Origin of the sequence: Planktothrix sp. FACHB-1365 (assembly GCF_014697575.1) — a bacterium.
Classification (GTDB): domain Bacteria; phylum Cyanobacteriota; class Cyanobacteriia; order Cyanobacteriales; family Microcoleaceae; genus Planktothrix.
The window spans coordinates 225,567-250,445 of the sequence record NZ_JACJSC010000002.1 but is presented as its reverse complement, the minus strand read 5'-3'; the positions used below and the strand labels follow the sequence as shown (position 1 = coordinate 250,445).

Genomic DNA, 24,879 nt, shown 5'->3' with positions numbered 1-24,879 from the left:
CAAAACTAAAAAACGGATGCAAATTCGACTGAGTTGGCAAAACTTAGAAACAGGAGAATGGCGAACCCCAGTTCTAACGCCTCCAATTGCATTAGGACGGGTTTTTGAACGAATGCCTTCTACGGTTAATGGAGAACGAGTTTCTCGTCTTGTTTTAAATGGCGAAAGAGTATCCCGTTTTCATGGGTTAATTACCTGGGAAAACGGAACGTTAATGTTAACGGATACGGGAAGCCGCAATGGAATTTTAGTCAATGGAATTCCTCAAACCCGTTGTCTGCTTCAAGATGGAGATCTCTTACAAATTGCTCACTATAATATTACCCTTTCTTTAGTCACCAATTCTTTTAATAATCTCCCTCAAAACCCATCTCAAATTTCTTTTTCTCTACCTACGAAATTACCTGATACTGATCTCTCAGCCCCCACAGTTTCATCGGCAAATCGAGAAAGTTTTCCGCCTCCATCTTTTGTGAATTCCTTACAAATTTCTGTACAACAATTACAAACCCTAGGATTACAAATTGATGAAATCGATTATCTCACAATTGGGGCAGGATTAGGAAGTTTTATCTGGGTAGATTTATTAAGAATTTCTGGAGTTAAATCGAATCAAATTATGGCATTAGGGATAGATAATAAACCCTATACCCATTATCAACAATTGTGTTTAAATTCTCAAATTCCTCCCCAGGAACGGTTACGCTCAAACTCTGATTCTTGTCCCGATAATATTTGGGGATGGCCGAGTTATGCCTTACGGGAAGCTTATACAGAAGCCGGACAAGGGCAATTTTTAACAGCTTTAAAGCTGCTTTGGCAAGTGTTTGCAGAACCCACCTTTGCCGAAACCTATACCCCCCGTTCAGGAAATGTTTTTAATTCAATTGATCGCGAAGCAAATCGAATTCAGTGGTCACAAATGTATCGTTATGGACGAGTCAAAAGTATTCGGAAACTGACCGATGGCCGTTATGCGATCGCCTATTCCCGTTCCACCGAAAATCGTCGAGATCATGGCTTTATCCTCGCTAGATATGTTCAGATTGCCACGGGCTATCCCGCCATTCAATTTCTCCCGGATTTACAAGCGTATCGAGAACAAACAAAAGATTTTAAAACTGTTGTGAATGCCTATGAAAATCATGACTATATTTATCAGCAGTTAGAACAATCAGGGGGCACAGTAATTATTAGGGGTCGTGGGATTGTTGCTTCTCGAATTTTACAGCGACTTTATGAAGCTAGACAGAAAAATTCTCAAATCCAAATTCTTCATTTAATGCGATCGCCAAAAGCCCAAGGAAATCAATTTGAAAAGGCAAAACGAACCGTTGAAAATCATTTTGAATTTCAACCTTTTAACTGGCCAAAAGCATCTTGGGGAGGTGACTTACGCCAACAATTAGAAGCCGCTAACCCTCAAGATCGGTTAAAGCTTTTAGAACAGTGGGGAGGAACAACTACAGCCCGCCGAAAAGATTGGCGAAATATTGTTAATCAAGGACTGCGCCAAGGGTGGTATCGGATTACATTTGGAACCGTTGAACGAGTGGAACCTACGCCTAACGGTCGCACGTTAACCACCATTCGAGAACAGGGGTTAAATGCTAACCTTCAGTTGGAAGCCGATTTTATTATTGATGCTACCGGATTAGATGCAAAAGTCAATACAAATCCTTTATTAAATGATTTAGTAACCCATTACAATCTCCCCTTAAATGCTTTGGGACGCTTGAGTGTTACCAATGATTTTGAATTAGTAGAAATGCGAAATTCTAAGGATTCTGAAGATCGGTTAGGAGGTCGCATTTATGCCGCCGGGGCAATAACGTTAGGAGGGCCCTATGCGGCAGTCGATAGCTTTTTAGGGTTACAATATGCTGCCTTAGTTTCTGTTGAAAATTTAGCTTCTCTTTCAACACCGGGCTTACGCAAATTGACCGGATGGCGCTCCCTGTGGCAATGGTTCAAATGGGTTAATAATCAACCCCCTAATTAATAAAAAAACACGCCCAACGAATGAAGGGCGCTTGCCAGGGTGCATCTACTTATGATCTTGAGTATAGCTCAAAGATGGGTGTAACCCCCCAGGTCGCTTAACAAAGCGTAATCTTTTGAGGAAGACCGGGCAATATAATCTTTATTTTAGAGAAGATGAGGGCCAAAATCCCCGGAAGTGATATCAATCACAAGATAGTTTCCGAAAAATCACCTACGCAACGTTAATCAATCACCACTCTAATTTGACAAATCGGGGATGATAAAAGTGTCGAGTTCAATCTCTAACCATGATGCCTAACCTTAATCTTTTACCCGGTGCGATTATAGAAATGCTGGCAACCACAGCCCATACCCATTCCTTAACCCAAGCTGACCGCTATGGATTGATGGCTGCAATTTTAGACGAATCCTTATCTGAAGAAGAACGCCGATGTATTGATCGGATGTTGAGATCGCTCCTTCGTGGAAAAATTGAAATCGTGAATGAAGTCTCTGCACTTGCCTAAATTCAACCTGAAATCAACAATAGAGCTATGTTTTGTGAACTCGACAAACCCAAAACATGGCTCTAATTTTTTAACATCAAAAAATCTTTCCATTCCTGTTCGGTGTTCCCTGCTATAGAATTAAACAGACCATCATTGCGACTGAATATGTTTCCGAGTTTTCTACCCCAGTCTGTACAAAGGTTAACTGAAGCAACTTCTATTGCTTTTGCTCAAAATCTCAAATGTAAGGCAATTTCTACCCCTCTACGAGAGCAACCGATTCAAACAATCTATATTCATCAAGGAACGGGAGGAACCCCCATTTTATTAATTCATGGGTTTGATAGTTCTTCTTTTGAATATCGGCGATTATTGCCGTTGTTAGCCACAGAACAAGAAACTTGGAGCTTAGATATTTTAGGTTTTGGATTCACAGAACGGGGCGCCGAATTTCAGTTTAAGCGCTCGGAAATTATGACGCATTTATATTCCTTTTGGGAAACCTTAATTAATCAACCTGTTATTTTAGTTGGGGCATCAATGGGGGGTGCAGTTGCGTTAGATTTTGCCTTATGGTATCCCGCAGCCGTGAAATCTATTGTATTATTAGATAGTGCTGGAATGAAACCAGGGCCAGTGATGGGGAAATTTTTATTACCTCCCTTTGATTATTTAGCGACAGAATTTTTGAGAAATCCTAAAGTTCGTCAAGCCATTAGCGAAAGTGCTTATTTTGATAAAAGCTTTGCCTCTTTAGATGCTCAACTTTGTGCTGCTTTGCATTTAGAAGCGATGGGCTGGAATCAAGCCTTAATTCGCTTTAGCAAAACGGGAGGATATGGAAAGTTTGGTAAGGAGTTAAATGATATTCAACAACCGACCTTGATTTTATGGGGAGATAATGATAAAATATTAGGAACGGCTGATGCTTATAAATTTGAAAAAGCCATTCCCCATTCTCAATTAATTTGGATTAAAAATTCGGGTCATGTTCCCCATTTAGAACAACCTCAAATTACTGCACAACATATTTTAGATTTTGCCAGAAAGTCAACTCCCTAGGTATAGGTTAGGCTTCCCTCACCGGAGAGCCTACCTCTGGCAACTGAAGGGAGAGCAACAGTATCTAAAAAGCTAATCTTCTGTCAGTTGTTCGATGTTGTAGGGTAGAGATATAATCTGAAAACAATCATGGAGGTGCGATCATGGTTATTACCCAAACCAGCCCACCAAACCTTACTCCAGAGACAAAAACCACTGGTTTCACTCCCGACGAGTATCGGGCAATTGAGGAAACTTCCGAAGAACGTCACGAATACTTTAATGGAGAAATAATCACGATGTCGGGAGGTTCGGAAGTTCACAGTGCGATCGCAAGTAACTTGTTAATTTACCTGGGTTTTTTGCTCAGGGATACGGATTTTCGTTTGTATAATAGCGATTTGCGTGTTTGGATTCCCGAATATTCTTGCGGAACTTATACTGATTTGATGGTTGTTGATGGTCAACCCGAATTGAACAGCAATCGTACCGATGAAATCCTCAATCCTATTTTTATTGTTGAAGTCCTATCGCCTTCTACTGAGGCTTATGATCGGAGTGATAAGTTTAGAAAATATCGCTCTATTGGCAGTTTTAGAGAATATTTGCTGGTCAGCCAGACGGAACCCTATATTGAGCAATATTACAATCTTGAACACAACAGCAATGATCGCTGGCAATGGCAGGTTTATGATCGTTTGGATCAGTCAATTCGTCTCCATAGCTTAAATGTGGAATTTCCGGTGGCTGAAGTCTATCGTCGCATTACTTTTTAAATTAAACCGTAGAAAAGAAACACACCAAAAACCCGATCAAATTCTACAATTTTATCATTTGATTCATAGAATCTTCTAACTCTTTTAATAATGTATCAACATCTTTTCCAATCTGTTCAAAACAATCAGGGGGAGTGGGATTAGATTCAAAATAAATTAATTTGACACGATCAAAACCAATTCCAATCAAAATGACTTCTTTTTCCGGTTGATATCCATCTACAATTCCTAAGAGTTCTTGTAAACGATTTTCAACACTTACATTGAGTTGTTCAATAGCAGATTTCGGACAAGCAACAAAATGGGGGGTGGGTTTGAGATCAATTCCTAGGGTATCGGGTTGTTCACCCCACTGTAAACGCAAACCCCAAGCTAAAGCTGCTAATTCCGGGCGATGAGCTTCCACAAACCGATCTAACTGACTTTGCCAACTTGGTTTTTCTAAACTGGGTTGATTGCTATCAAGTTTAATCATTGTTTTACGACTGACTTTCACTAAGATTATATTTTATCAGTTATCAGTAGCAAGTTTTGAGACAAAGGGTTAATAAAATCAGTATTTTTGAGGAATAGCCAATGCAAATGATAACTCAGTATCCTTAAAAATACGGTTAGCTCAAAAAATGATGTATATTAAATCACGTTTAAGACATAATTATTATCCTCAAGTATAATTTAATTTGTGGAACTTTTGATCGCAGCAACTCATCTTTAAACTTTTGTCTATCCCTCTCTAGCTGAGGATTTAACCGAATTTTAATTATTTATATTTTTAATCAAGTGGGATTAAATATTTTCCTGATTAATAGGATAAATCTCGAATAAATGGTATAGGCATTCTGAGTCTTTGAGAGGAAAATTTGATCATGAGTCTTGACACTTTCAATTCAGGAAATTTATTCTTCAGTCCGCTTTTGGTTATGGTTCCCGATCCTCAAACCTTATCTTCTTCCTTGGGGTTTAATCTTCCTCTGGGAAGAAATTCAACTCCTGAAATCAATTCTTTACCCACCGCTAATACTGATTTAATTATAGGTACACTCTTTCAGGATAATATTTTTGCTTTAGGTGGAAATGATACGGTTTATGGTTTAGAAGGGAATGATATTTTAGGAGGAAATCAACAAGCGGATCTAATTTTTGGTAATCAAGGAAATGATAGTCTTTATGGGGGTCAAGATAGCGATACTATAGCCGGGGGTCAAGATTCTGATCTGATTTTTGGGGATCAAGGAGATGATCTTTTATTGGGCGATCGCGGTGCAGATACATTATTTGGAAATCAGGATAACGATAGAATTTATGGGGGAAAAGAGAATGATTTCGTTACGGGTGGAGAGGGTGACGATCAATTATTCGGTGATTTAGGAGATGATATTCTTTATGGAGATTTGGGTGCAGATACGGTAACGGGTGGAGAGGGAAATGATCAATTTTATATTGGTAAAACGATGGGGGGATTTGCTCTAACTGAGGCTGATATTATTGAAGATTTTACGTTCAATCAAGATTCTATTGGATTATTAGAAGGTTTGACCTTTAGTGATTTGAATATTACTCAGGGAACTGGAAACTACGGGAATGATACGATTATTCAGGATAAAAATTCTAATGAATATTTAGCAATTCTTAAAAATGTAAATAGCAATAGTCTCAGTTCTGATGACTTTATTTTTAAAGCTTCTGATCCTACACCATCACCAACCCCCGATCCAACACCTGTACCCACACCCTCACCAACGCCATCACTGACTCCAATACCAACACCGAGTCCCACACCCGACCCCACACCTGTACCCACGCCAAGTCCCACACCTTCATTAACTCCAATACCAACGCCGAGTCCCACCCCTGACCCCACCCCTGACCCCACACCCTCACCAACTCCATCACCGACTCCAATACCAACACCGAGTCCCACCCCTGACCCCACACCCTCACCAACTCCATCACCGACTCCATCACCGACTCCAATACCAACGCCGAGTCCCACCCCTGACCCTACACCCTCACCAACGCCATCGCCGACTCCAATACCAACACCGAGTCCCACTCCCGACCCAACCCCAATACCTACACCCTCACCGACGCCATCACCGACTCCAATACCAACACCGAGTCCCACACCAGCACCTCTGAGTATCTTAGGGTTTAGTGCGGCTAACTTTAGTGTTAATGAAAATGGCACACCTCAAGTCAATGTGAGTGTAACTCGGACAGGAAATAGTGTGGGAAATGTGGGCGTTACAGTTAACCTTAATAATGGTACAGCAACCACCCCCGATGACTATAATAATAGCCCCATTTCTGTTAGCTTTACTGAGGGAGATATAACACCTAAAATTGTTACCATTCCTATTGTTGATGATGCTGTAGTTGAAGGAGATGAAACGATTGCTTTAAGTTTAGGTAATCTGATTGGGACTGCTATATTAGGAACTCAATCGAGTGCAACCTTAACAATTTTAGACAATGATGTCTTAACAAACCCTGGAACCTTAGCCTTTAGTATTGGCAACATCGATATTAATGAAAATGCGGGAACAGCTACCGTTACTGTTAATAGAACGGGTGGAACCGATGGAATTATTGGGGTGAATTATGCCACCAGTGATGGAAATGCGATCGCGGGAAATGACTATACTGCAACATCAGGAACATTAACCTTTGCTGCGGGAGAAACCAATCAAACCTTTACGGTGAATATTATTGATGATACTTTAGTTGAAGGGAATGAAACCTTTAATTTAAGTTTGAGTAATATTACCGGAGGAGCGATATTAGGAACCCCAGCCACTTCTACGGTTACAATTGTAGAAAATGATATTGCAAATTCGGGTATTATTTCCTTTAGTCGTGCAAATTTTAGTATTAATGAAAATGGTACACCTATTAACACCATTACGATTAACCGCACGGGAGGAAGTAGCGGTTTAGTTACAGCAAAAATTACCCCAACGGATGGAACAGCAACGGCTATTTCAGATTATAACAATACTCCCTTAACGGTGACATTTGCTGATGGAGATATCGCTTCAAAAACAATTACAATTCCGGTGATTGACGATACAGTTTTTGAACCGACAGAAGCCCTTAATTTAGGCTTAACTCTAACGGCAGGAACGGCAACATTAGGAACCCAAAACACGGCTACCTTACAAATTGTTGATAATGATCCCAGCGATAATCTCCTCTTAAATAGTGCAACCTATTTGGGAACAACGGGAAGTGATAGTGCAGCATCGGTAGAAATTTCGCCCGTTGACAATAATATTATTGTGGCGGGTAATTTTAACGGATTTGGAGAAATTCAACGGTTACAAAATGGCAATACTGCTCCCTTATCCAATACCCCGTTAGGCGGTCTTGTTAATGATTTAGATGTGGATCGAGATAGTGGGGAAATTGTCGCCGTTGGGGATTTTGGTATTAAAGTTTATAACCCCACTGCTAATACTGTTTTATGGTCACAACCGGGTACATTTAATCGAGTAGCGATCGCTAATGATGGTACAGTTGCCACCTTAAATAATAGTACCGATACCGTAACATTATGGAGCCCAACGGGAACCTTATTAACGAGTACCACCTTAACCGGAACCAATGTTAATCCGGCGGATATTGCGATTGATCCAACAACAAAGCAAGTCTTTGTGACGGGGTATAATCAAGTTAGCAGTATCTTACAAACTCCCTTTTTACGAGGGTTTGATTCTTCGTTGAATTTATTATGGAAAACCTGGGACTTTACTGCGGCTGAAGTCACCGGACAAAATTTAGGGGCAGATACACGCGGAGAACGGATTACTATTGGTCAAGATGGAGGGCTTTATTTCCTAGGAAGAACTGATGGCGGAAATAACGTTTTTCAACGCAATGGTCAAAATATTACTCAAGCCTTAGCCACCCTAGTTAATGTAGATTCTTTTAATAATTTCTCCGGTGCGGGTGCAGGAGCTTTCACGTTCCATAGCAAGATTAATCCCAATACGGGAACAATAGATCAAGGTCAATTTATTGTTACCCGCACCAGCACAGGAGCAAATAGTTTTACCCCCAATTCCATCACGGCTGATGAATTTGGTAATGTATATATAGGAGGTTCTTCGGCGTTTCAATTGCAAAATCGTCCGACTAAAACCATTAATAGTCAACCCGTTGGTGCTTATACCTTGGGAGAAATGGCCGTGTTAGGATTATCGGCTGATTATACTGTCCGAAAATTCTGGACTCCCTTAACCCAAACAGGTGATGCAGATGGCGCTAAAGGAACTATAAATGGTTTTACCGTTGCGAAGGGTCAAGCGGTGATTTTTGGGACAGTAACACAACCCTCTGTTCCCACAACAACTAATGCTATTAATCCTAATCCATTAGGGGGAAATGATGCTTATTTAGCCACTTGGTCGGTTTAACTCAGAAACCGGGTTTCTCCATAAAATCTTGATGGAGACTCACAGATAACGGTTAGAAACCGGGTTTCTTAGACTCCACCAACAGAAACCCTCAGAAACCGGGTTTCTCCATAAAACTTGATGGAGACTCACAGATAACGGTTAGAAACCCGGTTTCTATAATCTGCGTCTATGCGTCTATCAACTTAAGTCTCCTTACGTTTTTATTTTCTACCTCTAACCTGTGAATTCTCACACGCACTCACTATGTTAAAACGCTTTTCAATGAGCCGATTTTTCCGTCATCGTTGGTTGTATCCTTTAATTTCAATAACCGTTACTGTAAGTATTTTATTAAGTTCAACGGTTGCCACTTTAGCAATTCCTTTACCAGAGTTAATTTTTCGGGGAATTCAAGTTATCCAATTATCGAATTTATCAGCCCGTCAAGAAGTAGCAATTGGAGAGCAAATTAATGAAGAATTACTCACCAAGCAAGTTAGATTATTTCGCAACCCCGAAGCTCAAAACTATATTAATCAAATTGGTCAACGTTTAGCCCAAGCCAGCGATCGCCCCAATCTTCCCTATAGGTTTCAAGTGATTGATGATCCTAATGTTAATGCTTTTGCCACTATGGGAGGGTTTGTTTATATTCATACCGGGTTAATTACCGCCGCCGCTAATGAAGCAGAATTAGCCAGTGTCATAGCCCATGAAATCGGACATATTGCGGGTCGTCATGCGATTAAACAAATGCGCCAAGCTGCTGTTGCTGCGGGAGTGGCGACCGTCGCCGGAGTAGATCGAAATAAAATAGTTCAAATTGGGGTAGAACTCGCCTTAAACCGTCCCAAAAGTCGTGAAGCTGAATATGAAGCCGATCGCATGGGTTTAGGAACATTAATTCGTGCAGGTTATGCTCCACGAGGGGCGGTAGATTTTATGGCTAAACTGTTAAAAAGTGGGTCTCCCCCAACGATTATCAGCACTCACCCCGCTACCCGCGATCGCATTTCTGCAATGCAACAACTGTTAGATCCAAGTATTATTAATTCCGGGGATGGATTAGATAGTAATTCCTATCGTGCCACGGTTGAACGGATTTTATCTTAACTTCATCCAATTAATCGAACCCCTAGTGCCTTGAATGTAAAGTTCAGGGCACTTTTGATCAGTAGGAATAGACAAAATTCAATTAATATGGTATGGTAACTTTTTAAGTAGAGTCAGTCAGCCTAATCCACTCTTTTTTAATGGAGTTGGAACGGGGGAACCATTTTTAGGGGCTTATCTTCGATTGTTTACTCTTGTCGAGAAGGACATCTCTCAGTCCTAGCCCGTCAGCTAACCCCGTCGGCTGTGAGAGAAGACTGTTGATCGGCAGAATTTTTATCATCGCCCTCACCAGGATTCTAAACAACAAGGCTCTGTTATTCAATAACATTCAACCCATAAGAGTGTTGAATCGTGGGGTAAGACACACTTTCCAAGGTGTACGAAAGTCATGCAGATGGCTGAGTGTTGGGGTTTACCGATTTTGGGTAATCCCAGCATAAATCGGTTATCCACAAATTTAACGAGTGCGGGGGTTAATTATTAATTCCTGTTAACTTTCTTTTTGTCCTATTTGAGGCTGACTATGCACCCTGCAATTTTAGTTCTTTTGCAAGTCTTAATAGTGATTGGATTATCCCGATTAATGGGGTTAGTCTGTCGTGGAATTAAACAACCTTTAGTGATTGGAGAAATTATTGCTGGAATTATGCTTGGCCCATCTTTATTAGGGTTAATTGCCCCTAATGTGATGACCGCTTTATTCCCCCCTGAAACTCTGTCCTATTTGAATGTTTTATCCGAAATTGGACTGATTTTCTTCATGTTTTTAATAGGGTTGGAACTGAACCCTAAATATTTGAGTGGACAACTAGAAAAGGCGGTTTTAATTTCTCACGTTAGTATTGTAGTTCCCTTTGCATTAGGGATTTCTTCAGCCTTAATTCTTTATCCAATTGTTTCTAATGATAGTGTTTCATTTACAGCCTTTGCTTTATTTTTAGGTTCAGCATTATCGATTACTGCCTTTCCTGTTTTAGCGAGAATTATTACAGAAAATAATTTACAAGGAACCCGTTTAGGAACCTTAGCGTTAACTTGTGCCGCCGTTGATGATGTCACCGCTTGGTGTTTATTAGCCTTAGCGATCGCGGTGACAAGAACAAACAGTATATCAGGGGCATTTCCCACCATTATTGAATCAATTCTCTATATTATTTTAATGGTAACCGCAGGACGGTGGTTATTACAAAAACTCTCCGTCCATTATCAACGCACAGGGCGACTCACCCAATGGGTTTTAGCTTGGATTTATATGGGGGTAGTCGCTTCTGCCTTAATTACAGAACTGATTGGAATTCACCTGATTTTTGGAGCCTTTTTAGTCGGGGCGGTGATGCCAAAAAATCCAGGTTTAGTCCGAGAGATAGCTGAAAAAACAGAGGATTTTGTCTTAATTTTCCTATTGCCAATTTTCTTTGCTTACAGTGGATTACGCACAGAAATCGGCTTACTGAATCGTCCTGAATTGTGGTTATTATGCGGGTTAGTGATTGCGGTTGCAATTATTGGCAAATATGTCGGAACTTATGCCGCTGCGCGAGTGAGTGGGATTGAAAAACGAGAAGCCTCCGCGTTAGGTTGGTTAATGAATACGAGGGGATTAACCGAACTCATTGTTCTGAATATTGGCTTAAGTTTTGGGGTGATTTCACCATTACTTTTTACCCTGTTAGTGATTATGGCATTAGTCACAACTTTTATGACTTCGCCCTTATTAGAAATGACCTATCCCAAAGAGTTAATTAAACTCGATGTGATTGAACCCGAACTTCAACCGATTAGTCCTCAACCTATCAATCCATCCTATCGAGTTTTAGTTCCCGTTGCCAATCCCAACACTCAAAAAGGATTATTAAAATTAGCCTTAGCCATTGCGGGAAAACCTCCTGCGGTAGTTCATCCTTTAAGTTTAGTAGAGCTAGAAGAAGATTATTTATTTCAAAGCACCCCTGATGAAGCCAATCGTTTAATTTCTGAACAACAAAAACGCTTAGAAGAATTAATTGAAAGTTTAGATCCCCCGGAACTCAGACAAGGGGTTTATCCTATTATTCGCATTGCCCATGATGTGGCGAAAGAAACCGGAGAAATTGCCCTAGCCGATCAAGCTAATTTAATATTAGTGGGTTGGCATCGTCCCGCCTTCAGTGATAATCGTTTAGGCGGAAGAGTTGGTAAAATTTTGAATAATTCTCCCACAGATGTCGCCGTATTTGTCAATAAAGAACAGCAACACATTCAGTCTTTATTAGTGGCTTATGCTTCTAATATTCACGATGATTTAGGGTTGACTTTAGCCTTAAGAATGATGTTTAATGACCCCAATTGTCGCTTAAAAATTCTAGTGACATTCAATGAACCCGAAGAAGAATTAAGCTATGAATTACGGAATATGATTGATGTATTACCTACCGGAATTAAATCCCGTTTACAACTGATTCGACTGCAAGAAACTAATCCCATTCAAGCGGTGATCGAAGCTTCAAAAACCGTAGATTTAACCATTGCAGGCACCAGCCGCACTTGGGGAATTGAACGACAAACTTTAGGACGGTATACCGATCAATTAGCTCAAGACTGTTATTCATCTTTACTGATTACTCGGAGTTATTCTCAAGTCACGTCTCACATCGAATCATTATTACAGCAACCGATTAATACCTAACCTTGTCATTTAATTATCATCGAACTATGCACAACCATTTTAATTTAAAATCCTTGGCTTTTTATGGAACTATGATGGGTTCAGTATTACTTCTATTTAAAGGGGTTACAGCCTATGGAGAAAGCCAATTAAAAGCACCTGTAACGATTGGGGGTGATTATTCTATAAAGCTTGACACCCCTCCCAACTGTTTAAAAGATAAAGATTTAACTCTAAAAATTGAACAGTCAGGGATTTATATTTTTGCCAATTTATCCGTAGAAAAATCCGAATATAACCTGGATAAAATTGCATTAAATGGCAAGTTCAAGGATCAAGAAATGAGCTTATCAGGACTTTCAAATTCGTTATTATTCTGTTCATCAGAAGTCTACCAAAATCCCAATTTATTAACACTTACAGGAGAATTTAAAGAAAAAATATTGAAGGGTAAAATACAAGATAAAACCTTATCAAAACCGCTCAATTTTACCGCCAAACTAAGCTCAATTTCTCCATCAGACAAACAGACTCATTAATCAGTAAAAATGATTGTTTTTAGAGTGCGATATCTTTAAAACAATTCATTAATATTGATATCTCTATTTATTTAACCCCCTATTGCGAATAAAAACAATGGATTCTTTAATTGCTGGGATTACGTTTGTTGGAGTTATTATTTTAATCATGGGGGAATGGTTACACCTGACCATTGCTGCATTTTTAGGTGCGCTTCTCCTGATTTTTCTCCATGTTATGACTTTAACTGAAGCTGTGACTTATATTAGTCGCAGCTATGCAACTTTAGCCTTATTTTTTGGGGTAATGATTTTAGTTCGTTCCTTTGAACCGACTAAAATTTTTGATTATTTAGCGGTTAAAATGATTTGGTTGGCGAAGGGGGAAGGCAAACGATTACTATTAGGAATAGTAGCATTAACTACTCCCATTTGTGCCGTATTACCCAACGCCACAACGGTAATGTTATTAGCGCCTTTAATTCCTCCCATTGCTCAAGATTTAGGGATTGATTTTGTCCCGTTATTAATTTTAATGGTTTTCATTGCTAATAGTGCCGGATTATTAACCTTAGTCGGAGATCCAGCCACGTTTATTGTCGGAGATTCAATTAATATTAGCTTTGTGGATTATCTACAACGCTTAAGTATTGGGGGAATATTAGCCGTTGTCAGCGTGGTGATTTTATTGCCAATTTTATTTCGTAAAACTTGGAATACTAAATTTGAACATTTAGAAGATTTACCCCATCCTCAAATTAATCACCCTCGAACCTTAGCCATGGGGGGATTTATTATCGTGTTTGTGTTAACATTTTTTGTAATTGGAGAAACCCTACCTGTTCCCATTTCTCCGGCGGCGGTGGCGTTATTAGGGGCAGCTTTAGCTTTAATGTTAGCCCATCATAGTAAAATTGATACGGTTAATAATATTTTGCGGGATTTAGACTGGAGTACCTTAATTTTCTTCATGTCAATTTTTGTCTTAATTGGAGGATTAGAAAAAACAGGAGTGATTAACAGTTTATCAGGGCTTTTGGCAGTTATTTTAGGAAAAAATATTGCTTTGGGTTCAATTTTACTCTTATTAACAGTCGGGATTATTTCGAGTGTGATACCGAATATTCCTTTAGTGGTAGCGATGGTTCCTTTGTTAAAACAATATTTAGTGAATGTGGGATTTGTGGGTGCAGAAGTGCTTGACCCTGCCTTTAGCGGACAGTTCCCCCCGGAAGTATTACCGCTATTTTATGCGATGATGTTTGGAGCAACTTTAGGCGGAAATGGCACATTAGTGGGGGCTTCTTCTAATATTGTTGCGGCTGGAATTTCAGAACAACATGGACGAACTATTTCGTTTAAAACCTTTCTTCGGTATGGAATTCCGGTAACAGTTGTCCAATTGCTAATAGCGATTTTATATGTTACGGTTGTGTTTCTAATTAAAAGTTAATTCATGATTTCTGTAGGAATAGGAGGAGGAATTTCTACTGTTTTCCACTCTAAAGATGCTCTTAACTTTGGATTTATTACCTTAAGTGAAATTATCTATGAATTTAAAAATAGTGAAATGTTTTCTGAGGCAAGTGAAATGTTTAATAAGCTTGCAACCCACATTCCGCAAATGTTCTGTTGCCTTCCCGATAAAAAAGTTCTCGAAGTTAAATTATTACCCGATGAAATCCTCCGGCAAAAAGTGATAGAATTTATCCAGGCTATCGTCGTGTACAAATTTCCCAACCTTAGCTTAGAGGAAATCCAAACTATGCTTGACGTAAGTGAATTTAAAAATAGCTGCTAAATAAGTTTAGTTTTAATCACCATACTCAAGGAGATAAAAACATGACACCCTTAATTTTAAATAACCCAGAAATTGCCCCGATTACCGATGAACAATTTTATCAACTTTGTGTCGCAAACCGGGAATTAAAATTAGAACGAACCGCCAAAGGAGACTTAATTATTATGCCACCTACCGGAGGGGGAACTGGAAAACGTAACTCAGATATTAACCTAGATTTAGGGTTATGGAATCGACAAACTCAATTAGGAATTGTCTTTGATTCTTCCACTTGTTTTAAACTTCCTAATGGTGGAGAGCGTTCACCGGATGCGGCTTGGATACCCTTAGCCAAATGGGAGGCTTTAACCCCAGAACAGCAAGAGAAATTTCCCCCGATTTGTCCTGACTTTATCATAGAATTGCGTTCCCCTAGCGATTCTTTGAAACCCCTCCAAGAAAAAATGCAGGAATATATGGATAATGGTTGTCGGTTAGGTTGGTTAATTAATCGCCAAAACCGCCAAGTTGAAATTTATCGTCAAGGACAAGAAAAGGAAATTTTAGAGAATCCTTCAACCTTATCAGGAGAAGATGTTTTACCTGGATTTGTTTTGAATCTTCAATTAATTTGGTAAAATAAGTATTTTTTTAGAATTAAATATTTTTTCAATCATCAAATTTGACCCAGGAGATAAAAACATGACACCCTTAATTTTAAATAACCCAGAAATTGCCCCGATTACCGATGAACAATTTTATCAACTTTGTATCGCAAACCGGGAATTAAAATTAGAACGAACCGCCAAAGGAGACTTAATTATTATGCCACCCACAGGGGGAACAACCGGAAACCGGAATTTTAAATTAGCTCAACAATTAGCCAATTGGGCGGATACTGACGGAACCGGAATAGGGTTTGATTCTTCCACTTGTTTTAAACTTCCTAATGATGGAGAGCGTTCCCCCGATGCGGCTTGGATACCCTTAGCCAAATGGGAAGCTTTAACCCCAGAACAGCAAGAGAAATTTCCCCCCATTTGTCCTGATTTTATCATAGAATTGCGTTCCCCTAGGGATTCTTTAAAACCTTTACAAGAAAAAATGCAGGAATATATAGATAATGGTTGTCGGTTAGGTTGGTTAATTAATCGCCAAAACCGCCAAGTTGAAATTTATCGTCAAGGACAAGAAAAGGAAATTTTAGAGAATCCTTCAACCTTATCAGGAGAAGATGTTTTACCTGGATTTGTTTTAAACCTTCAATTCATTTGGTAATAGAACGATTTAAAAAGTTCTATAATTTTAAATCGATAAAATTCCCATGAAAATTCCCATCAGACTTAAAGATTTAGTCTGAGACTAATCCCTGGGGGAAAAGGTAAGCCGATCAGTTAAATTTTCCGACATCAACAAAATAAAATATCAAAAAACTTGATCCCAGACTGATAAGAATATAAATGAAAATTCTATTAATTGAGGATGATCAATCAATAGCAGCGATGCTCTGCGTGACTCTCACAGCCCATCGTTATGCCGTCGATTTAGCGAGTGATGGGCAATTGGCATTAGAGTTGTTAATGCAGTGGGATTATGATCTGATTTTACTTGATGTATTAATTCCCAAAGTAGATGGAATTAGCCTCTGTCGTCAACTGCGATCGCTTGGTAATCAAACTCCGATTCTGATGCTCACGGCTCAAAATTCCCCGGAAAATGTGATTACAGGATTGGATGCTGGAGCCGATGATTATGTGATTAAACCCTTTAATTCCCATCAACTCTTGGCACGGATACGGGCATTATTACGCCGTGGGGATTATGCAACTGCGACCGTCTTGAGTTGGGGGTATTTATGTTTAGATCCGACTTTGATGAAAGTAACGTATAAGCAGCAGGAAATCACCTTTAGACCGAAAGAGTACACGCTGCTCGAACTATTTCTGCGACACCAAGAGCGCATTTTTAGCCGCAATGCTATTATTGATCGGCTTTGGTCGAGCGACCAATTGCCTTCAGAAGCCGCTGTCACAACTTTGATTAAAGACTTAAGAAGTCGGTTAAAAGCCGCAGGAATTAATCAAACAGTGATTGAGACAGTTCATGGGTTAGGATATCGGCTTAAAGCAGCACCGACGGTGGAAAACAGTGTGGAGGTGCAGGAAAATAAAGGGGAAAAGAACACTCAAACCCACGAAAGAATCTTTGTTTCAGAGGATGCTGTAGAAGAACGATTTAGATTGTCCTTGGAGCAGAGGATTAGAGTTTTGGAGGACATCGAAATCGCCCATAAAACCCATCAGTTGAGTTTAGAACAACAGTCGCAGGGTAGAGAAGAAGCCCATAAGTTAGTGGGTGGACTGGGAACGTTTGGTTATGGGAAAGGATCGGAGATTGCTCGTTCGATCGAACATCTGCTCAAAAACAATTCCCTGCTAGAAGAACAGCAAGGGACTCGCTTTTCACAACTATTAGCTGAGTTGAAGGCATTGATAGCACTTCCCCCTACATTACCAACGGAGGAGTTCAGTTCTAATTCTTTGGTGCTGGCAGTCGGAAGGGATACTGTATTCACAAGAGACTTTACCACTGAAGCACCACGATGGGGACTGAGGATGGAAATCGTCAGCGCTCATTCAACAGTGCTGCATCGCTTAACACAAACTACTCCAGAGGTGATTCTGCTGGCTCTGGGTAGTGATGGGGCGGACAATCCTTTGGCGTTATTGCAGGCTTTAAAGGTAGATTATCCAGCTATTCCGATTGTCATTCTGTCAGGGCAAGATTCTTTAGACGAGCGGGTCGCGGTTGCCCGTTTGGGAGTCGAGCAATATCTTTCACAGCCTGTCACTGCTAATCAAGTCTTTGAAGCACTGATTCAGGTATTACCTTCACTGCCAACGAGAGAACGATTAGAGACAAAGGTGATGATTGTGGATGATGATCCCGTCATGTTAGATACACTAGCGCGGATGCTGCGATCGCAAGGATTCGAGGTAATTTGTCTGGCTCAACCCGATCAATTCTGGGCGTTGCTGACCACAACTGATCCTGCTGCGCTACTACTAGATTTGGAGATGCCGACTTACAATGGGCTAGAGCTTTGCCGAGTTGTGCGCCAAGATCCCCGATATAGCCAACTGCCTATTCTAGTTGTTACAGCCCACACAGACCCTGAATCAATGGGACGAGCATTTGCCGTTGGTGCTAATGATGTGCTTGGGAAACCTGTGGTTGAGGCTGAGTTAGTAACACGAATCATCAGCCGGATTAAGCCATTATCCCAAGCAGTCGAATTGGATTTAAACTATTGATACAACAATGACAAAACACATCCTGGTGATTGATGATGAAGCAGACATTCGAGACGTGATACAAATGTCCCTTGAAGGCTTTGGGGGTTGGAAAGTGATGCAGGCTTCCTCAGCGCAGCAAGGCTTACTCAAAGCGAAGACAGAACCCTTTGATGCTATAATTCTCGATATCTCAATGCCGGATATGGACGGGTTTGAGTGCTTTGGGCATTTGCAAGCCGATCTAAATACTCAGATGATTCCAGTTGTTTTGCTGACGGCTAAAGCATTACCGAGCGATCGTCGTCGCTTTGCTGCCATGGGGGTAGCCGGAGTGATTATTAAGCCTTTCAATTCAAGACAAGTCTGGAAACAGGTAGCTGAAATTTTGGGGTGGAGCGTTTAGAAAGTTCAAGCTACAGTGTTCTCATCTATTTCTTATATTTCTAAGCTATATTTTAAAAAAACTAAGACTGAAGTAGTTTCTTTTATGTCTAATAAGCAGATTTTGCTCATTGACCATGAGGTTTCTGTTCGAGAAGTTTTGCAGATTTGCTTAAGCAGTGTTGGGGGTTGGCGGGTTATATCCGTTGCTTCTATCCAAGCTGGCTTAGAAAAGCTGTGCATTGAGCGTGTGGATGCTGTACTTTTAGATACACCAAACTTAGAAACTGATGGGATCACTTTTATTCAAACCCTTAAAAACGACCCATTTCCTCCGTCTATTCCAGTTATCTTTATTACGGGAAAAGCCAAAAACTTTTTGTTTAATCAGTTGCCAGCTTTGGGAATCGCGGGTGTGATTGCTAAACCATTTAATGCAATGACTTTACCCATTCAAGTGGCTGGAATGTTGAACTGGAGTCTGGGTTCTGAATTTGTTGATTGAGGGATTTTTTATGATTCTATTTCTTGTTTGTTAGGGTGTATCATTCTGGAATAAAAACCCTATATAAATGGGAAAAATGGAACTCTTTCTGAATATAATTAATGCCATTGATAATCCTGATCAACAAGGCAGCATGGCTCAATTTGAAACGATATTAAATACAGTTAATCAAGTGGCGACTAAACGAGGAATTGAGTCGGCTCAGATGCAAGAAATTCTGACAGTGTTGGGTAGATTTTTGCGTCCTATCTTGCAACACCAGCAGAGAATGATGGGTGTTCAAGCGTTAGAGAATTTAATTGCTCAAATGACAGATTCAGAAACAACGGCGGCGACTATCAACCTACTAATTTCACCGCAGTTGTATCAGCAAATTGTGCAAGGTATTTCTCAAAAAACAGGGATTAGTAGTAACAGGCTTCAGGGTATCCTGCCCACAATTTTGACCGCCATGATGGGGCTATTATATATGGGTGCGAGTAAATCTGGAGTCAGCTGTTCCAATTCTGTTCTCAATGCTTTTGTAGATCGGGATACTGAGTTAGTTCTTGGTGAGGTTTTGCAGTCTACCGAGTTGTTTCTTAATTCCGGTACGTCTAAGACATAGACTGATGCAGCAAACCAATAGTTATCTCCATAAATCTTATTTGATCAATAAATTAAAACAGAAAAGAAGTGCGGATTAATCCAATCCAAATTGGAGGGTTAGCAGCATTATGTTCAGGATTAGTAATGACTAAAAAACCCGGAGTGATAAAAATATTGTCAGTCATTGGGTAGCGATAAGATAACTCAAAATGCAAAGAAGTATCAGGATCTTCCCGTTCAACAATATCATTATTCATCACTTTAGGTGGCATACCAAAAACAAAACTCAATTGCGATCCTGCTTTCCCTAAATCACCTACAAACGCAGTCAGAGCCCAACTCCAAATATCCGCTTGAGAACCCTGAGAACCCTCTACATCACTGACACTGGGAGAGCCTTCCGCATGAGCATTAAAATAGCTCACCCAACCTCCAAAAATGACTTGAGGGTTCAATTTGTAAGTAAATTGTAAACCAAAAGCATCAGAGGAAGTGGGTGTACTCGCACCAAACGGGAATTGAGCGAAGATACTCCCCTTACTCCCGGTTACATTAATACTTAAAAGCGGATCTGGGGCATAATAATGACCATAAGTAAAAGCTAACCCTAATCGTTCAGATGGGCTATAACTAAGTTGACTCAACACAGTATATTGACCCTTAAATAGCCCTTCTTTCGCATCATTAGCAGAAGTTGTTAAATAACTAATTCCTCCCGCTAATTTGTCAGTGAAATTATAGTAAATGACTCCACCACTACCAAAAGCAAAAGAATAAATCGGACTTTCTGCACCAAAATTGGAGATGGAATTAACAGGATTAAAAGCCGGAAAAATCCGAGTCGGAAAATCCGCAACGGGAGCAACCGCTATAATCCCACGCTTCCCAATCGGAAATTCATAAAATAATGTCCCTAACTTAACATTATTACTCGTATTAATAGCACCGATCAAAAGAGTCATGTCAGTACCCGTCACACCATAGCCAAAACCATTAATATTTCCCGCGACTAATTGAGTTCGCAATCGATCTTTCCCCGTAAAACTGGTATCAATTTTCAGTACAACTCCTCCTGATAGAGTCGGATTATCATCCAAATTCTCCCTAGAATCACTCCCAGGAGAAACCGCTTTCTGATCACCAAAAGCACTAATTAAATTAAAATCAACTCGACCCCGTAAAACGGTATTCGGACTAAATCGATGTTCTCTAAGAAACGTTAATCGCTCCTCTATGTTATCCAGTTTTGCAGTAAGATTAGGAAGATCTGTAGCAAATTCAGCTTTCATTTTTTCGATTAGTAACAAATCTTCTTTTTCAATAAATTGAGAGTTTAATCTTTCAATTGAACGCCGAATACTCAGCAGACAAGTATTTAAACTTGCAGCAAATTCATAACGAGTCATCCCCCGTTCCCCATAAAAATTCCCCCCAGGAAAACCACTAATACAGCGATATTTTTCCACTAAATTTTTGAGAGATTCATAAGCCCAATCCCCCGGAGTAACATCAGACAACTGATTAACATTGGTGAGGGCTTCATCGTCGAGTTCGGGAGGCGGATTACGAGATAAGGTTTCGATTTCCTGAATCGAAATTTCTTCAACTTCCGAATTAGAAGTGAGGGAGGAGAATTCATGAAAATGACTGACAGATGCTTCTCCCGCCAACGTTAAGTTAGAATTTTCTTGGGCTAAGACGGGAGATAAAATCAATAAATGATAACTCAGGAACACTGAGGTTATAGGAAATGATAAATTCAAGTTTTTCATAATTTTTTTCCCTAGATTAATCCTCGCAACTATAACCAGTTATGAGATTGATATGACTTAAAAATTGCCAAGTTAACTAATTTTAATAAGGTTTAATTTTCAATTCATTCTTGATAGCTTCCTGTGCTTTTTGGGTAACATTTTCTGGAATTTTGGTGTACCCTAATGGCTCATTAAAAGTTTGACCCTCTGTTAAAATCCAGGTCAATAGATTTTGAGTGGCTTGCAACGTATCGGGATTAAGATACTGTTTATAAATTAGGAGCCAAGTTAAACTTACCAACGGATAACCTTCGTCTGGATCTTTGATATCTTCTGTGGTAAAGTTATCATTAAACTTGACATTTGCTAGAGCTTTTTGAGTTTCTGCTAAAGTGGGTTGAACATAACGACCTGTCTGATTTTCAATACGAGCAATTGACAGATTATTAGCAACAGCAACGTTACTTTGCACATAGCCAATAGCTCCCTCAATTCTACGGACTTCTCCAGCGATTCCACTATCTTCGGGAAAGCTAGAAAACACCTTAAATCCCCAATCAGGATTTCGACTAGCTGGAATTTTCCCTTCAGTAATTCTGTTTAAATATTTAGTGAGAATAAAGTTAGTAGCACAATGATCTGAACAAACAACAACTTGGATTTTTTGATTAGGAAAACTGGGATTAATCTGTTGCCAATTCGTAATTTTTCCAGTAAATATTTTTGCTAGTTGCTCACGGGATAATTTAACTTCTCTGGTGATTTGTTGCAGGTTATAAACAATAGCTAAAGCTCCTCCTCCTGTGGGTATCATTAGTAACCCATCTTCCATTTGGTTTTGTTCAATGGGAGTGGGAATTAAACTACTCCCGCCAAAGTCAATAGATTTGTTAATAAATAAGCGAATTCCTCCCCCACTCCCAATGGTTGTATATTTAAACATTTCTCCGGTTTGCTGTTGGTATTCTTGGCTATAACGCTGATAAAGCGGTTCAGCAAAAGAATCACCCGCACCTCTCAGTAATTGCGCCCAAGCTGGGTTATTGGGAAAATAAATTGTGGTGATTGTTAATGTAGCCGTTAACAGTTTATGCCAGAAATTGAGCGGGAATTGTGTCATGATTTTTGTCATATAAATCAGGTTTAATAGCAATTAAAAATTGTAAAGAGAGTGGGTCTAAATTAATCGGACACCTATTTTCAAATCCAATTCATCCTAGCGGCGAGGTGCGCCTCGCCTTTACCCTAAAATCTAAAGATTGATTTTTTTTCGATAAATGATGATTTGATTACCATCGGCTGCGATTTCTAACCAAAAATCTTGAATGACAAATTGATAGTAAAATTCCCCCAGACGGGTACTTCGCCAAGTGCTGATGAGTTGTTCATTGGGTGCCCATTTTTGGAAGGCTTTGACGGCAATTTCAGGGACTGCACTGACATCAATTTGTTCATCAACTTGAACAAGAGTACCTGTGGGAGTTGCTTGTACTTCTACTTGAAAACCTTGTTGGTTTTTTCCTCGGAGGATGTAGATTAATGAACCATCTGATTTCAGTTCTATTCGAGCTTTTTCAAATTCAGCATTAGTTGCGGTTTTTGCAGCAGACATGGCGGGAATTGCAACTTCTTCTAGTGGAATTTCTCGGACTATTCCTCCTAGATTTTGGGCGATTAATATATTTCCTTTCTCAGTCAAAGATTGAGCTTGAACATTACAGGGATAGATGAAAGAGGTAGAAATTGCTATTCCTGTAAGGATTAATATACTTTGCAAATTTTTTGTGTAAACAATCATGATTTTTTGAATTAATTTATGTTGTTTTAGTTTCATGAACTGACTCCGTGCTTGTGATTAACGTCGGTAAAATTTAAGGTTTGACTCATTCGGTTAAATCTGATTTTTTCAGAGAATGCCAGATTAATCTTCGCTAGTTTCATTATTAGCCGGAAGTAGAATTTTTTCCTGTAACAAGGTATCCATAAATATCTTTCGTAAAATTCGCTGAATCTGAAGATGTTTTCCAGGTTTGACTTTAGTTAATGTCCGTAGCAATAAGTTGGACTCGCTCAGACTTTCTACCCCATCAATTTGTGTAGGCTCCAGAATATCTGTAGAATTAGCTTTTAACTCCTGTCCTATGTCCTCAATAACTTGATAGATATAAACTAAATTAGAATCATAAGGGACACTAACTTCTACTACTGCAAAAACATATTGTTTAGAATAGTTAGTAATGGAACTCATATCACCATTGCGAATAATTTGTAATTGACCATTGGGATGTCGGATGCGGGTTGTTCTGAGTTCGATGGCTTCAACAATCCCTTCTACTGTTGTTTCTTCGGCTTTCCTCAACTCAACATAATCCCCCACTAAATAGTAGTTTTCAAACAGAATAAAAAACCCACTGACGATATCGTTAATTAGGGTCTGGGCTCCTAAACCGATAGCAATACCGACAATCCCCGCACCTGCTAATATGGGAGTAGGATTAATATCAAGGGTATAGAGGATAAAAATCCCTACGGTGAAATATACTGAGTATTGCAATAAACTCTTAAACAAAGGAATTAGAGTTAAGCGTCTACTTCTTTGGATATCCGTCAAATTCTGCTCTTTAAATACTATTTCTTCTACGAGTAAGTGGATGACTTCAAATAATACTTGACTTAAGAAGACTATGCCAATAATCTTAATAATTCGTAGACCAAAAGTGGAGAGTTGGGCGATTAATTGGATCTGTTGCGTTACTAATGTGGCGATGCAGACATAGATAACAAATTCCAGACACCGTTTTAATAATGGAATCAGGTGTTGGAGACGAGCATAAAATCGTAACAGGTTATCGGAGTTAGAGTATTTGAGGGTGAGAATATCGAGGGTATCGACAATGGCGGCAACAGCTTTTAGAATCAGTAATCCAACTGCTATAATCAGATAGATTCGGAGTCCGATATAGAGATATTCGGAAACGATGACGGGTAATTTGAGAAATTGGGTACAGCAAATAATTACCCCCAGCCAAATTCCGCCTCGGATTCTTTGATAAAGGGCGGTAAAGAAAGCATCAATACTTTCATCGTCGGCGGTGCTTCTTTCGATGTTTTTGGCGCGAGTGCTGGCTATTTTTAGCCAATATTTCAGCAGTTTTAGGGCGATTACTGCTACAACAACAGCACCAATACTTTGACCAATACCGATTCCGAGGGTAATCCAAAATTCAGGGGGAATACGGCTAATTAAATTGAGTGTATATTGTTGAATATTTTTACCTTGATAGAGTAAAAACCCATTCACCCCGACAATCAAAATACACAGCAATAAGCCAATTAATACCAACAATCTTGTGATATTGCGACGCAGGGTTTTGATTCGGGGATCTTCGCTTTTAAAGATAGAAAATTTAATTAAGAGTTGGGATGAATTTCTCACTATCCCAATCAAAACTAGAAAAATAATGATCACCAGGCTAACTTCAGCCAAGATAATTAATAGGTTACTCATTTCATTATCAAAATCAAAATTAAGAGTTTAATAGACTATTTACTGATAACTGATAATGCGGATACTTGATAACTGTATTAGCT

The 24,879-nt window shown here is 39.5% G+C and carries 21 protein-coding genes and 1 riboswitch; of the genes, 16 read left to right on the top strand and 5 right to left on the bottom strand.

The genetic code is table 11. From position 1 onward, the window contains the following. Nucleotides 1–16: 16 nt before the first annotated feature. The 4 genes from H6G57_RS05350 to H6G57_RS05335 all read left to right on the top strand — a co-directional run bounded on the left by H6G57_RS05350 (nt 17) and on the right by H6G57_RS05335 (nt 4,309). On the top strand, nt 17–2,002 hold the full coding sequence (locus H6G57_RS05350; protein ID WP_190516632.1) for an FHA domain-containing protein: 1,986 nt from the start codon (nt 17–19) through the stop codon (nt 2,000–2,002). Nucleotides 2,003–2,294: 292 nt separating this feature from the next. Further along, nucleotides 2,295–2,510, top strand: coding sequence for a hypothetical protein (locus tag H6G57_RS05345; protein ID WP_072716837.1), 216 nt, complete (start codon nt 2,295–2,297; stop codon nt 2,508–2,510). A 147-nt stretch (nt 2,511–2,657) separates the two neighbouring features. Then, the gene (locus H6G57_RS05340; protein ID WP_190516631.1) at nt 2,658–3,554 is read left to right on the top strand and encodes an alpha/beta fold hydrolase; all 897 of its coding nucleotides are present in this window, start codon (nt 2,658–2,660) and stop codon (nt 3,552–3,554) included. A gap of 143 nt (nt 3,555–3,697) precedes the next feature. Continuing rightward, a complete protein-coding gene (locus tag H6G57_RS05335; RefSeq protein WP_190516629.1) occupies nt 3,698–4,309 on the top strand; it encodes a Uma2 family endonuclease in 612 nt (203 codons plus the stop codon). A gap of 43 nt (nt 4,310–4,352) precedes the next feature. On the opposite strand, the gene H6G57_RS05330 is transcribed toward H6G57_RS05335, so the two are convergent. Then, entirely contained in the window at nt 4,353–4,784 is a 432-nt protein-coding gene (locus tag H6G57_RS05330; protein WP_190516627.1) for a hypothetical protein, read from the bottom strand. A 391-nt stretch (nt 4,785–5,175) separates the two neighbouring features. On the opposite strand from H6G57_RS05330, the gene H6G57_RS05325 reads away from it, so the two are divergent. The 12 genes from H6G57_RS05325 to H6G57_RS05270 all read left to right on the top strand — a co-directional run bounded on the left by H6G57_RS05325 (nt 5,176) and on the right by H6G57_RS05270 (nt 19,553). Next, the gene (locus H6G57_RS05325; RefSeq protein WP_190516625.1) at nt 5,176–8,724 is read left to right on the top strand and encodes a Calx-beta domain-containing protein; all 3,549 of its coding nucleotides are present in this window, start codon (nt 5,176–5,178) and stop codon (nt 8,722–8,724) included. 246 nt (nt 8,725–8,970) lie between these two features. After that, nucleotides 8,971–9,819 carry a M48 family metallopeptidase gene (locus H6G57_RS05320; RefSeq protein ID WP_190516623.1) on the top strand — a complete coding sequence of 283 codons (849 nt, stop codon included), beginning with the start codon at nt 8,971–8,973 and terminating at the stop codon, nt 9,817–9,819. A gap of 109 nt (nt 9,820–9,928) precedes the next feature. Next, nucleotides 9,929–10,079: riboswitch (cyclic di-AMP (ydaO/yuaA leader) on the top strand. Between the two features lie 266 nt (nt 10,080–10,345). Next, on the top strand, nt 10,346–12,487 hold the full coding sequence (locus tag H6G57_RS05315) for a cation:proton antiporter (protein ID WP_190516622.1): 2,142 nt from the start codon (nt 10,346–10,348) through the stop codon (nt 12,485–12,487). 26 nt (nt 12,488–12,513) lie between these two features. Continuing rightward, on the top strand, nt 12,514–13,005 hold the full coding sequence (locus tag H6G57_RS05310; RefSeq protein ID WP_190516621.1) for a hypothetical protein: 492 nt from the start codon (nt 12,514–12,516) through the stop codon (nt 13,003–13,005). A gap of 97 nt (nt 13,006–13,102) precedes the next feature. After that, nucleotides 13,103–14,437 (top strand): ArsB/NhaD family transporter, encoded by a 1,335-nt coding sequence (locus tag H6G57_RS05305; protein ID WP_190516619.1) that lies wholly within the window; start codon nt 13,103–13,105, stop codon nt 14,435–14,437. Between the two features lie 3 nt (nt 14,438–14,440). Continuing rightward, nucleotides 14,441–14,785, top strand: a complete 345-nt coding sequence (locus H6G57_RS05300) for a DUF2887 domain-containing protein (protein WP_190516618.1) — start codon at nt 14,441–14,443, stop codon at nt 14,783–14,785. A gap of 41 nt (nt 14,786–14,826) precedes the next feature. After that, nucleotides 14,827–15,402 carry a Uma2 family endonuclease gene (locus tag H6G57_RS05295; protein WP_190516616.1) on the top strand — a complete coding sequence of 192 codons (576 nt, stop codon included), beginning with the start codon at nt 14,827–14,829 and terminating at the stop codon, nt 15,400–15,402. A 64-nt stretch (nt 15,403–15,466) separates the two neighbouring features. Beyond that, the gene (locus tag H6G57_RS05290; RefSeq protein ID WP_190516614.1) at nt 15,467–16,042 is read left to right on the top strand and encodes a Uma2 family endonuclease; all 576 of its coding nucleotides are present in this window, start codon (nt 15,467–15,469) and stop codon (nt 16,040–16,042) included. A gap of 182 nt (nt 16,043–16,224) precedes the next feature. Next, complete coding sequence (locus H6G57_RS05285; RefSeq protein ID WP_190516613.1) at nt 16,225–18,078, top strand: response regulator; 1,854 nt, start codon at nt 16,225–16,227, stop codon at nt 18,076–18,078. A gap of 7 nt (nt 18,079–18,085) precedes the next feature. Next, nucleotides 18,086–18,463 (top strand): response regulator, encoded by a 378-nt coding sequence (locus tag H6G57_RS05280; protein WP_190516611.1) that lies wholly within the window; start codon nt 18,086–18,088, stop codon nt 18,461–18,463. Between the two features lie 84 nt (nt 18,464–18,547). Continuing rightward, complete coding sequence (locus H6G57_RS05275; RefSeq protein WP_190516609.1) at nt 18,548–18,946, top strand: response regulator; 399 nt, start codon at nt 18,548–18,550, stop codon at nt 18,944–18,946. Between the two features lie 76 nt (nt 18,947–19,022). Then, a complete protein-coding gene (locus tag H6G57_RS05270; RefSeq protein ID WP_190516607.1) occupies nt 19,023–19,553 on the top strand; it encodes a DUF937 domain-containing protein in 531 nt (176 codons plus the stop codon). 52 nt (nt 19,554–19,605) lie between these two features. Here the strand turns inward: H6G57_RS05270 and H6G57_RS05265 are convergent, their stop codons facing one another. The 4 genes from H6G57_RS05265 to H6G57_RS05250 form a co-directional block, all read right to left on the bottom strand. Further along, nucleotides 19,606–21,306 carry an iron uptake porin gene (locus H6G57_RS05265; RefSeq protein ID WP_190516606.1) on the bottom strand — a complete coding sequence of 567 codons (1,701 nt, stop codon included), beginning with the start codon at nt 21,304–21,306 and terminating at the stop codon, nt 19,606–19,608. An 82-nt stretch (nt 21,307–21,388) separates the two neighbouring features. Next, nucleotides 21,389–22,408 (bottom strand): phosphate ABC transporter substrate-binding protein PstS, encoded by a 1,020-nt coding sequence (pstS, locus tag H6G57_RS05260; RefSeq protein ID WP_190516604.1) that lies wholly within the window; start codon nt 22,406–22,408, stop codon nt 21,389–21,391. A 132-nt stretch (nt 22,409–22,540) separates the two neighbouring features. Then, on the bottom strand, nt 22,541–23,122 hold the full coding sequence (locus H6G57_RS05255) for a hypothetical protein (protein ID WP_190516603.1): 582 nt from the start codon (nt 23,120–23,122) through the stop codon (nt 22,541–22,543). An 87-nt stretch (nt 23,123–23,209) separates the two neighbouring features. Next, entirely contained in the window at nt 23,210–24,796 is a 1,587-nt protein-coding gene (locus H6G57_RS05250) for a mechanosensitive ion channel family protein (RefSeq protein ID WP_190516601.1), read from the bottom strand. Between the last annotated feature and the right edge of the window lie 83 nt (nt 24,797–24,879).

What these genes read in the sequence shown, in the direction of transcription:
- pstS (WP_190516604.1), bottom strand. Translation starts at nt 22,408, where the DNA reads ATGACACAATTCCCGCTCAATTTCTGGCATAAACTGTTAACGGCTACA.
- H6G57_RS05280 (WP_190516611.1), top strand. Translation starts at nt 18,086, where the DNA reads ATGACAAAACACATCCTGGTGATTGATGATGAAGCAGACATTCGAGAC.
- H6G57_RS05250 (WP_190516601.1), bottom strand. Translation starts at nt 24,796, where the DNA reads ATGAGTAACCTATTAATTATCTTGGCTGAAGTTAGCCTGGTGATCATT.
- H6G57_RS05295 (WP_190516616.1), top strand. Translation starts at nt 14,827, where the DNA reads ATGACACCCTTAATTTTAAATAACCCAGAAATTGCCCCGATTACCGAT.
- H6G57_RS05265 (WP_190516606.1), bottom strand. Translation starts at nt 21,306, where the DNA reads ATGAAAAACTTGAATTTATCATTTCCTATAACCTCAGTGTTCCTGAGT.
- H6G57_RS05330 (WP_190516627.1), bottom strand. Translation starts at nt 4,784, where the DNA reads ATGATTAAACTTGATAGCAATCAACCCAGTTTAGAAAAACCAAGTTGG.
- H6G57_RS05310 (WP_190516621.1), top strand. Translation starts at nt 12,514, where the DNA reads ATGCACAACCATTTTAATTTAAAATCCTTGGCTTTTTATGGAACTATG.
- H6G57_RS05290 (WP_190516614.1), top strand. Translation starts at nt 15,467, where the DNA reads ATGACACCCTTAATTTTAAATAACCCAGAAATTGCCCCGATTACCGAT.
- H6G57_RS05305 (WP_190516619.1), top strand. Translation starts at nt 13,103, where the DNA reads ATGGATTCTTTAATTGCTGGGATTACGTTTGTTGGAGTTATTATTTTA.
- H6G57_RS05315 (WP_190516622.1), top strand. Translation starts at nt 10,346, where the DNA reads ATGCACCCTGCAATTTTAGTTCTTTTGCAAGTCTTAATAGTGATTGGA.
- H6G57_RS05275 (WP_190516609.1), top strand. Translation starts at nt 18,548, where the DNA reads ATGTCTAATAAGCAGATTTTGCTCATTGACCATGAGGTTTCTGTTCGA.
- H6G57_RS05300 (WP_190516618.1), top strand. Translation starts at nt 14,441, where the DNA reads ATGATTTCTGTAGGAATAGGAGGAGGAATTTCTACTGTTTTCCACTCT.
- H6G57_RS05285 (WP_190516613.1), top strand. Translation starts at nt 16,225, where the DNA reads ATGAAAATTCTATTAATTGAGGATGATCAATCAATAGCAGCGATGCTC.
- H6G57_RS05255 (WP_190516603.1), bottom strand. Translation starts at nt 23,122, where the DNA reads ATGAAACTAAAACAACATAAATTAATTCAAAAAATCATGATTGTTTAC.
- H6G57_RS05320 (WP_190516623.1), top strand. Translation starts at nt 8,971, where the DNA reads ATGTTAAAACGCTTTTCAATGAGCCGATTTTTCCGTCATCGTTGGTTG.
- H6G57_RS05325 (WP_190516625.1), top strand. Translation starts at nt 5,176, where the DNA reads ATGAGTCTTGACACTTTCAATTCAGGAAATTTATTCTTCAGTCCGCTT.
- H6G57_RS05335 (WP_190516629.1), top strand. Translation starts at nt 3,698, where the DNA reads ATGGTTATTACCCAAACCAGCCCACCAAACCTTACTCCAGAGACAAAA.
- H6G57_RS05350 (WP_190516632.1), top strand. Translation starts at nt 17, where the DNA reads ATGCAAATTCGACTGAGTTGGCAAAACTTAGAAACAGGAGAATGGCGA.
- H6G57_RS05345 (WP_072716837.1), top strand. Translation starts at nt 2,295, where the DNA reads ATGCCTAACCTTAATCTTTTACCCGGTGCGATTATAGAAATGCTGGCA.
- H6G57_RS05270 (WP_190516607.1), top strand. Translation starts at nt 19,023, where the DNA reads ATGGAACTCTTTCTGAATATAATTAATGCCATTGATAATCCTGATCAA.
- H6G57_RS05340 (WP_190516631.1), top strand. Translation starts at nt 2,658, where the DNA reads ATGTTTCCGAGTTTTCTACCCCAGTCTGTACAAAGGTTAACTGAAGCA.